8 protein-coding genes are annotated in these 9,214 nt (G+C 40.6%); 7 read left to right on the forward strand and 1 reads right to left on the reverse strand.

Annotated features, from left to right (window positions below; translation table 11 throughout):
- Nucleotides 1-58: 58 nt before the first annotated feature.
- Entirely contained in the window at nucleotides 59-1,009 is a 951-nt protein-coding gene (locus F1E73_RS08820) for an isopenicillin N synthase family dioxygenase (RefSeq protein WP_150451701.1), read from the reverse strand.
- Nucleotides 1,010-1,134: 125 nt separating this feature from the next.
- On the opposite strand from F1E73_RS08820, the gene F1E73_RS08825 reads away from it, so the two are divergent.
- The 7 genes from F1E73_RS08825 to F1E73_RS08855 all read left to right on the forward strand — a co-directional run bounded on the left by F1E73_RS08825 (nucleotide 1,135) and on the right by F1E73_RS08855 (nucleotide 9,168).
- A complete protein-coding gene (locus F1E73_RS08825; RefSeq protein WP_150451702.1) occupies nucleotides 1,135-3,111 on the forward strand; it encodes an alpha-ketoacid dehydrogenase subunit alpha/beta in 1,977 nt (658 codons plus the stop codon).
- A gap of 24 nt (nucleotides 3,112-3,135) precedes the next feature.
- Nucleotides 3,136-4,233, forward strand: coding sequence for a sensor histidine kinase (locus F1E73_RS08830; protein ID WP_150451703.1), 1,098 nt, complete (start codon nucleotides 3,136-3,138; stop codon nucleotides 4,231-4,233).
- Nucleotides 4,234-4,236: 3 nt separating this feature from the next.
- Complete coding sequence (locus F1E73_RS08835; protein ID WP_150451704.1) at nucleotides 4,237-5,571, forward strand: sigma-54-dependent transcriptional regulator; 1,335 nt, start codon at nucleotides 4,237-4,239, stop codon at nucleotides 5,569-5,571.
- A gap of 360 nt (nucleotides 5,572-5,931) precedes the next feature.
- Nucleotides 5,932-7,215 (forward strand): Glu/Leu/Phe/Val family dehydrogenase, encoded by a 1,284-nt coding sequence (locus F1E73_RS08840; RefSeq protein ID WP_150451705.1) that lies wholly within the window; start codon nucleotides 5,932-5,934, stop codon nucleotides 7,213-7,215.
- A gap of 22 nt (nucleotides 7,216-7,237) precedes the next feature.
- Entirely contained in the window at nucleotides 7,238-7,657 is a 420-nt protein-coding gene (locus F1E73_RS08845; protein ID WP_086478328.1) for a GreA/GreB family elongation factor, read from the forward strand.
- A gap of 327 nt (nucleotides 7,658-7,984) precedes the next feature.
- Nucleotides 7,985-8,476 carry a lipocalin-like domain-containing protein gene (locus F1E73_RS08850; protein ID WP_086478327.1) on the forward strand — a complete coding sequence of 164 codons (492 nt, stop codon included), beginning with the start codon at nucleotides 7,985-7,987 and terminating at the stop codon, nucleotides 8,474-8,476.
- On the forward strand, nucleotides 8,476-9,168 hold the full coding sequence (locus tag F1E73_RS08855; protein ID WP_150451706.1) for an OmpA family protein: 693 nt from the start codon (nucleotides 8,476-8,478) through the stop codon (nucleotides 9,166-9,168). Before F1E73_RS08850 ends, F1E73_RS08855 begins: the two co-directional genes overlap by 1 nt.
- Nucleotides 9,169-9,214 lie beyond the last annotated feature (46 nt).

The following is a 9,214-nucleotide window of genomic DNA, read 5'->3' on the forward strand; positions in this document are numbered from 1 at the left end:
ATGATAATAATAATTCTTGGTATGCTGGTTATTTGTTGTGTTCTACACCTCCTTGCCGCTAGGCTTTGATCAATCCAAGTTCTATTAAGCGTTGGTGTAAAAACTCGCCTGCAGTAATATCCTCATAAAGTTTGGGATGGGATTCATCTATACAATTCTCTAGGCAGTTTAGGGGCATTTCACTTATTGGATGCATAAAGAACGGAACGGAATACCTAGAAGTACCCCATAATTCTTTTGGCGGATTCACTACTTGGTGGATGGTAGACTTCAATTTATTGTTGCTAAGTCGCGAAAGCATATCCCCTACATTAATCATTAATTGGTCTGGCTTGGCAATGGCATCTACCCATTCTCCTTCATGGTTTTTTACCTGCAGGCCTTTTCCATGAGCTCCCATTAATAGGGTGATTAGATTAATGTCTCCATGTGCTGCTGCCCTTACCGCATTTTTTGGTTCATCTGTAATGGGAGGGTAATGAATGGGTCTTAAAATGGAGTTTCCATTCTTAATATAATTGTCAAAATACGTTTCTTCCAGGTTCAAGTGAAGAGCCAAGGCCCTGAGTACGTATTTAGCTGTTTTTTCCAGCATTTTATAGGTTTCCTTGCCTACTTCATTAAATTTATCCAGTTCTGTCACCCTAACATTGCTAGGATACTCCTTTTCCAATTTTGGGTCATCTTCCACATATTGGCCAAAATGCCAAAATTCTTTAAGGTCGCCTTCCTTTCTCCCCTTGGCATGTTCCTTACCAAAAGAGGTGTAGCCTCTTTGTCCTCCAATGCCCTCTATTTCATATTTGTTTTTGACTTCTTGTGGTAGGTTAAAAAACTTTTTGATCTCGTCATATAGGTCTTCCACCAATTTGTCCGATAAAAAGTGTCCGCTTAAAGCAACAAATCCAATATCTTCAAAGGCGCTGCCAATCTCTTTTATAAATTTCTCCTTCCGGGCAGGATCTCCCGAAATAAAATCTTCTAAGTTTACGCTTGGTATAGTACTCATTTCTTTTATTTAGATAAATCAAAGTTAATAAATAATAAGACAATCTTCTTCATATATTGTTGGTCTTTGTTTTAGGCTTTCGTTACATTTATAAATTATTATCCATAAAACAGTAAATATATAACATGCAGTTTAATAAGTTAGGTATTGATAAGGATACGCAAGTAGCACTGTATCAACGTATGCTGAAGCCCCGGTTGATAGAGGAAAAGATGTTGCTCTTACTGCGGCAGGGAAAAATTTCAAAATGGTTTAGCGGTATGGGTCAGGAAGCTATCAATATTGGTGTAGCCAGTGCCTTGACTGCGGAAGAGTTTATCCTTCCTATGCACCGTAATCTAGGAGTCTTTACCACAAGGGATATACCCTTGCACCGACTTTTTGCTCAATGGCAGGGAAAGGCAGGCGGATTTACAAAAGGAAGGGATAGAAGCTTTCATTTTGGCTCTCAAGAGTTCAAAGTAGTGGGGATGATCTCGCATTTAGGACCACAAATGGGAGTTGCCAATGGAATTGCCTTGGCGGAGTTGATCCAGGGAGAAAAGAAGGTAACTGCGGTGTTTACCGGTGAAGGGGGAACTAGTGAAGGGGATTTTCACGAAGCCTTAAATCTTGCTTCCGTATGGAGTCTGCCTGTGTTGTTCTGTATAGAAAATAATGGTTATGCCTTGTCTACCCCTACTAAGGAGCAATACAACTGTGAGCACTTGGCAGATAGGGCGGTAGGATACGGAATGGAATCGCATATCCTGGATGGAAATAATGTAGAGGAAGTATACACTAAGGTTTCTGAATTGTGTAAGAGCATTAGGGAGAACCCCAGGCCAGTAATGATAGAGTTTAAAACCTTTAGGATGCGGGGCCATGAAGAAGCTAGTGGCACAAAATATGTCCCCGAGGAGTTGTTGAATACTTGGAAAAAGAAAGACCCCTTGGTGTCGTATGAGAACAATCTCTTAAAAGAAAAAATATTGAATAATGAGATGATCAATTCCTTTAAGGAGGAATACCAAGCTGAAATAGATCAACATTTAAAAATAGCTTTTGATCAACCCCCTATAGTATCGGATGCAAACACAGAAATTAATGACTTGTATAAAGAGTTTAATTATGAAGAGGTGGCGCCAAATTCTGAAACTGCCAATATAAGGCTTGTCGATGCTATTTCGGAGGGTTTAAGGCAATCCATGGAGAAACATGGGGATTTGGTGATAATGGGGCAGGATATTGCAGATTACGGAGGTGTTTTTAAAGTTACCGAAGGATTTCTGGATCAATTTGGAAAAGATCGGGTAAGAAACACCCCTATCTGTGAATCTATTATAGTATCTATGGCTATGGGTCTTTCCATAAGACAGACCAAGGCGGTTGTAGAAATGCAATTTGCCGATTTTGTAAGTACTGGTTTTAATCCAATTGTTAACTACTTGGCCAAGGTTCACTATCGTTGGGGACAAAATGCGGACGTAGTTATTCGCATGCCTTGTGGGGCCGGAGTAGGGGCTGGACCCTTTCACTCCCAGACCAATGAGGCTTGGTTTACCAAAACCCCGGGGCTTAAGGTGGTGTACCCTGCATTCCCTTATGACGCCAAAGGGCTTTTAGCAACCGCCATAAACGATCCCAATCCAGTGTTGTTTTTTGAACATAAGGCACTTTATAGAAGTAAGTATCAAGAGGTGCCCACAGCCTATTACACCCTTCCTTTTGGGGAGGCCGCCCTTTTACGGCAGGGAGAGGAAATTACCATAGTTACCTATGGTATGGGGGTACATTGGGCCTTGGAGGTTTTGGACAGTCATCCCAATGTAAAAGCAGACCTATTAGATCTACGTACCTTACAACCTTTGGATATGAAGGCTGTATACCAATCGGTAAAAAAAACAGGGAAAGTAATTATCTTGCAGGAAGACAGTCTCTTTGGCGGTGTGGCGAGCGACATTTCTGCAATGGTTATGGAAAACTGTTTTGAATACTTAGATGCTCCCGTTAAGAGGGTGGCTAGTTTGGATACGCCCATTCCATTTGCCAAAAACTTGGAAGATACCTACCTTCCTAAATCGCGATTTGCATCAGAACTCCTAACTTTGTTGAAATATTAAAGAAATCTATTAATCACAAAAAAAATGGCTGTAAATCCCGCAGAGGAGAAGCTAAAGGAGCGTATTAAGGAATTGACCTGTATGTACGAGGTTACCTCTATCATCGTTAATTGCGATTATGATCAGATGGAAGATGCCTTAAAAGGGATTATGAGGTGTTTGCAAAAGGCTTTTAGACATAATAAGGATGCCCATATAGCATTGGTTACTGATCAATACTCCATGAAAACCGATCAGTTTCCACAGCGCAACGTGGCCCTAAAATCGAACGTAGAAGTTTTTAACAAGAAGGTGGGGTATATCCAAGTAGCCTATCCTTCCCCTTCGTATGCTGTTTCCAACTTTTTATTAGAAGAGAAGAAGCTCTTGCAGAACATTTGTATGGAAGTGGGCAATCTGTTGGAGCGGAAACAGATTAAAGACAAGGAAGACTTGGTTAAACGAAAAATGGAGCATACAGATCGGTTAAGTATTTTGGGAGAGATCACAGCGGGAATGGCTCATGAGCTAAATACTCCACTTGCCAATATCCTAGGGTTTTCCGAGCTACTAAAAGCAAGGATAAAAGAGGATTCGGAGGCGAATAGGGATTTAGACAAGATTATCAACAGCGCCATATTTTCACGAGAAGTGGTGAAAAAATTAATGTTTTTTGCCTGTGAAATGCCCCAGCAGATGGACTTGGTAAATATAGTGCCTATTGTATCCGATGCGTTTAATCTTATGCAGCCCAGCTTAAAAAGTAAAAAAATAAAAGGGGAGCTTAGTTTTAGTGGGGAGTCTATTTTCCTAAGGGTAGATGCCATACAGCTGACCCAGGTGGTCTTTAATTTAATGCTGAATGCCATTTACTTTGCCCCACAAAGAAGTGTAATCCGCCTATTTATTACAGAGAAGGAGGATGGTGTAGAGATGCTTATTGAGGATCAAGGTCCGGGAATAGCTCCAAGCATCCGTGAAAAGGTTTTTGAACCCTTTTACAGCACCAAGCCAACTGGGGAAGGATCAGGGCTTGGATTAAGCGTGGTGCACGGTATTGTAAAAAGCCACAGAGGAACTATTGAGTACCGTCCCAATATACCCAAAGGGACTATATTTGTGATTCAATTTCCTAAAAAGTAGCAGATGGGCTTTAAAAAAGAAAACGTACTAATTGTTGATGATGACATAAACATACTAGAACTCCTACACAGGCATCTACAATCGTTTAACTACCATGCTTTTAAAGCCGTATCCGTAAAGGAAGCACTCGCTATTTTAAAGGATTCCAAAATAGATTTATTAATTACAGACCTACGGATGCCCGATGTAGATGGGATGCAATTAATAAACTATGTGTCCGAGCATTACCCCAAGCTTCCAAAATTGGTGGTAACGGGCTACCCTTCGGTAGATGATGCCCTCACGGTCTTAAAGTCGGGCGCCATGGATTATCTAGTTAAACCATTTACCAAGGAAGAGCTGCGGCAGGCCGTCACAAAAAGCTTTGCGGCAAAGGGAAGTGATACAGGAAATATAGTAAGGTCTGCCTCCATAGATAGGTCGGAAATTGAAAGTTATGGCGAGCTCATTGGGAGGTCCAAGGCCATTAAGACAGTCACCTCTATTATAGATAGGGTAAAGGATAACAAGGCCACCGTGCTGATTAATGGGGAAAGTGGTACCGGGAAGGAATTGGTGGCGCGTTCCGTTCACTATATGGGGAAATTCTCTAGGGCACCATTTATTGCGGTGAACTGTGGCGCAATCCCGGAAAGCTTGTTAGAATCCGAGTTGTTTGGATATGCAAAAGGCGCTTTTACCGGGGCACAAGAACAACGTCAGGGGTTGTTTCAAGCCGCAGATAAGGGTACGCTATTTTTGGATGAAGTGGGGAATGCCTCACCAGCAGTACAATCCAAATTACTGCGGGTACTCCAAGAAAAGGAGGTGATAAAGGTGGGGTCTCAAAAATCGGAGAAAATTAATCTACGCGTAATAGCAGCCACTAATAGCGACCTTAAGGCTATGGTAAAAAAAGGAAGCTTTAGGGAAGATTTGTATTATCGATTAACCGTGGTAGAGATAAATGTACCGCCGTTAAGGGATCGCAAGGAAGATATTGCCCTTTTGGTAGATAAGTTTCTTTTTAAATATGGGGTAGAGTATAAGGATAGGATAGTAAGCATTTCTCAAGATGCATTAGACCTGCTTGTGCGATACAATTGGCCAGGGAATATTAGGGAATTGGAAAATGTGGTGCAACGGGCGGTAATTATGTGCGATAAGAAGATTGATTTGGGGGATCTTCCCGATTCCATTAAGTATAAAATCCATTTTCCCGATGACAAGCTGCTTCCTTTACGGGAAGTGGAAAAAAACTACATACTAAAAGTTCTGGAAGCCACGGGGAACAACAAATCCAAGGCGGCCGAAATTTTAGAGATAGACCGAAAGACACTGCGTCAAAAAATTCGTTAAACCCTAAATTTCATACTGGGTATTTTTTCCCCATCGGGGGATATCTCCCTAGCTACACCATGGTAGCGTTGTCACCGTCGCTACGCGCAACCGGCTGTAAAATAAGGGCTTGAAGGTTATTAATTAAATCAACATAATCATTGGCATTATACTTGCCCTTGCTATTTCTCTAAATTAGTGAAATATGGGAAAGAGTAACGGAATATGCCCTAGTTGTAAGTTTTACCACACTTGCGTGCTTACCAAAAACAAAAACCATATTTGGATTTGCAATGAATTTCAATTTTCCAATTCGGAATCATTGTCCATGGATCCACACTTCATTTTAAGGAAGGAAGTAAGAACGTATTAAAATTTTTTATGATAACGAATGTAAAGGAACAGCCTAGGCAGGGTATGTTAGAGAACGTAATGCGTCAATTTAACCATGCTGCGGATATTATAGAGTTAAATAGTAATATTAGAAAGATTCTAAGTATTACCAATAATGAGCTCATCATCCACTTCCCGGTTAAGATGGATAATGGGGAAATAGAAGTATTCACAGGTTATCGGGTACAACATAATAACGCACTAGGACCGTATAAGGGTGGATTGCGCTATCATCCGACTGTAGATATAGAGACTGCTAAGGCCTTAGCGATGTGGATGACATGGAAAACCTCTTTGGCCGGCTTGCCTTATGGGGGCGCCAAGGGGGGACTTAAGATAGATCCCTCCAAGTATTCTACTTCAGAATTAGAGCGAATCACCAGAAGATTCACGTATGCCTTAGGAGATAATATTGGTCCCGAACACGATATTCCCGCGCCTGATGTAAATACCAATGCCCAAACCATGGCGTGGATATTGGATACTTATATGTCTACAAAACCCCCAACAGAAAGATCTAAGAACCAGCACGTGGTTACTGGAAAACCAATAGGAACTGGTGGATCGGAAGGAAGGGACAGGGCCACAGGCTATGGCGTCTTTTTAAACATTAAGTTCTGGGCCGAAAGGAAAAAGATTAGTCTTGCAGACAAAAGATTTATTCTGCAAGGTTTTGGAAATGTAGGGTATTGGGCTGCCTACTTTTTAGAGAATGAGGGTGCCAAACTAGTTGGTGTACAAGATGCCTTTGGTAGTATAACCAATAAGAATGGTATAAAGGTAGCTGCGTTGGCTGCGTATATGGAGCAAAATAATGGGAGCATATTAAATTTCCCAGAGGCTTCCGCATTGGACAAAGACCACTTTTTTGAGTTGGAGTGCGATATATGTATCCCAGCAGCCCTAGGGAATCAGATAACCGCGGACAACGCTGGTAAAATAAAAGCATTTCTTATTGCAGAAGGTGCTAATGGACCTACCGATGTAGAAGGCGAAGAAATTTTGTTGAATAGGGGGATTGGCGTTTTACCAGACATTTTATGTAATTGTGGGGGAGTGATGGCCAGTTATTATGAATGGCTTCAAAATAGAAACGGAGAGTATTGGCAATTGGAAGATGTGATGACCAGGCTCGACAAAAAAATGAAAGAGGTCTTTGATAAGGTCTACGACAAAGGCCAGGAAAGGCAGGGAGATATGCGTACCGCTGCCTTTATGATAGCTATTGAAAGATTGGAAAAAGCATACCTGCAAAGAGGGATTTTTCCATAAATAATTTAAAAACATATGTAACATGAAGTACGGAAATCTAGTTTTGGAAAAAAAAGAATTCGTTTTATTGAAGCGTTTGGTAAATGTCTCAGGGTACTATCCGGACAATACCTATAAAAGCAGCATTCAAAAATTAACCGATGAACTAAAATCGGCTATTGTATACAGTGAGGAAAATATGCCCACTGATGTCATTCGCTTTAATTCTTTGGTTACTATTGAAGGGCAAAATGGCTTTACCAATAAATTTCAATTGGTAATACCCTCGGAAGGGGACTTTAAAAATAGTAAAATTTCAATTTTAACTCCCATGGGGGCAGCGGTTATGGGGTATGCCAAAGGGGACGATATTGTTTGGGAGTTTAGAAATGGTCTTCAAACCCTAAAGGTTGCAGAGGTGAAACAGCAACCAAATTCAATTAATTCCGATGTGCTACTCTAGGCATAATTAACTTTTACTAGAACTACCTATTAGGCATAAATGGTTTTTAAAATAGAGGGAAGCAGCGCTTCCCTTTATTAATTTTAAGGAATCTCATAGTTTCAAGGGTGTTTAGAGCACTAATTTCTATGTTTTCAGTCAATTTTACAGGGGAAATGTCCTTAAGTTTGCTTACCAAATTGTTGTATCTATAATTATTTTAGGCGTTAATACTTTCCTATAGAAGCTGTTAGCTTGGATTTAGTTTCATTTAGGATTTTTAGGTATACTTTTTGTCTGTTTGCTGCGTATATACGTAACATTAATCATTTAAATACTAAAAGAATTATGCATTTTAAAAAGTCATTTTTTGTACTGTTCTTGGCCGTAGGATTAGTATCGTCCTGTTCGGTATCCAAATCCGCGATGAAGGATAGGAAAACCATTAATGGTTATTGGATCTTGAACAGTGTTTCTTACACAGGAGCCCCAGGTAATTTTAAGTCCCAATTGTTTAACCATGCATCTGATGATTGTTTTGAGGGCAGTAGTTGGTTCTTTAGAAACAACAATAGTACGGGTAGCTATGTTTTGGCCAATCGTGCAGAATGCGGTCAGGAAGAGCAATTTATTAGATGGTCTATTTATGAGCGTGAAGGAATGAATGCTCAACTTCAGTTTAAATTTATCGATGATAGATACAAGGATATTTCCGGTGGAAAGGGATATAGATTAGATATTGTTTCCTTAAGCGAGAGTTATATGAGGCTAGAGTCTAAAGTAATGGTAGATGGAACTCCAGTTACCGTAGTTTATGAATTTATTAAAAACGATGAATAATGAGAAAAATAGTAGTTAGTAGTTTGTCCTTAATAATGATTATGGCAACCCTTGGTAGTTGTACTGCCCTTAAAAATACAAATCACAAACAAAGAGGTGCTGCTGGCGGTGCTGCAGGTGGAGCTGTAATCGGAGGAGTAATCGGGAATAATGTAGGGAAAGGTAACAACACTGCTTTGGGTGCTATTATTGGTGCTGTAGTAGGTGGAGTTGCCGGTGGATATATTGGGGATAGGATGGACCGACAGGCAGAACGAATCGAAGAAGAGATTCCAGGAGCCGATGTTACCCGTGTTGGTGAGGGTATAAATGTAACCTTCAGTGAGGATGGAGGGGTGTATTTTGATACCAATAAGTCTGCTGTTAATACTGCTTCTGCCGTTACTTTAGATAAATTAGTTAAAGTATTGTTGGAGTATCCAGACACTAATATTTTGGTGGAAGGGCATACAGATAGTACAGGTAGCGCAGCATATAACCTCAACTTGTCCAAGCTGCGCGCCCAAGCTGTTACCAATTATTTGGTAGCCAATGGGGTTTCGGGTAGCAGACTAACTACAAAGTGGTACGGATTAACTCAACCCAAGGCAGATAATTCAACTGCAGAAGGAAGAGCTAAGAACCGCAGGGTAGAGTTGGCAATTGTGGCCAGTGAGGCTTTAAAAGAAGAGGCTCGTAGGCAAACTAACTAGTAACTTACCAGTATATAAGTATAAACCCGACAAGGAATTGTCGGGT

Origin of the sequence: Arenibacter lacus (genome assembly GCF_008711145.1) — a bacterium.
Lineage (GTDB): Bacteria > Bacteroidota > Bacteroidia > Flavobacteriales > Flavobacteriaceae > Arenibacter > Arenibacter amylolyticus.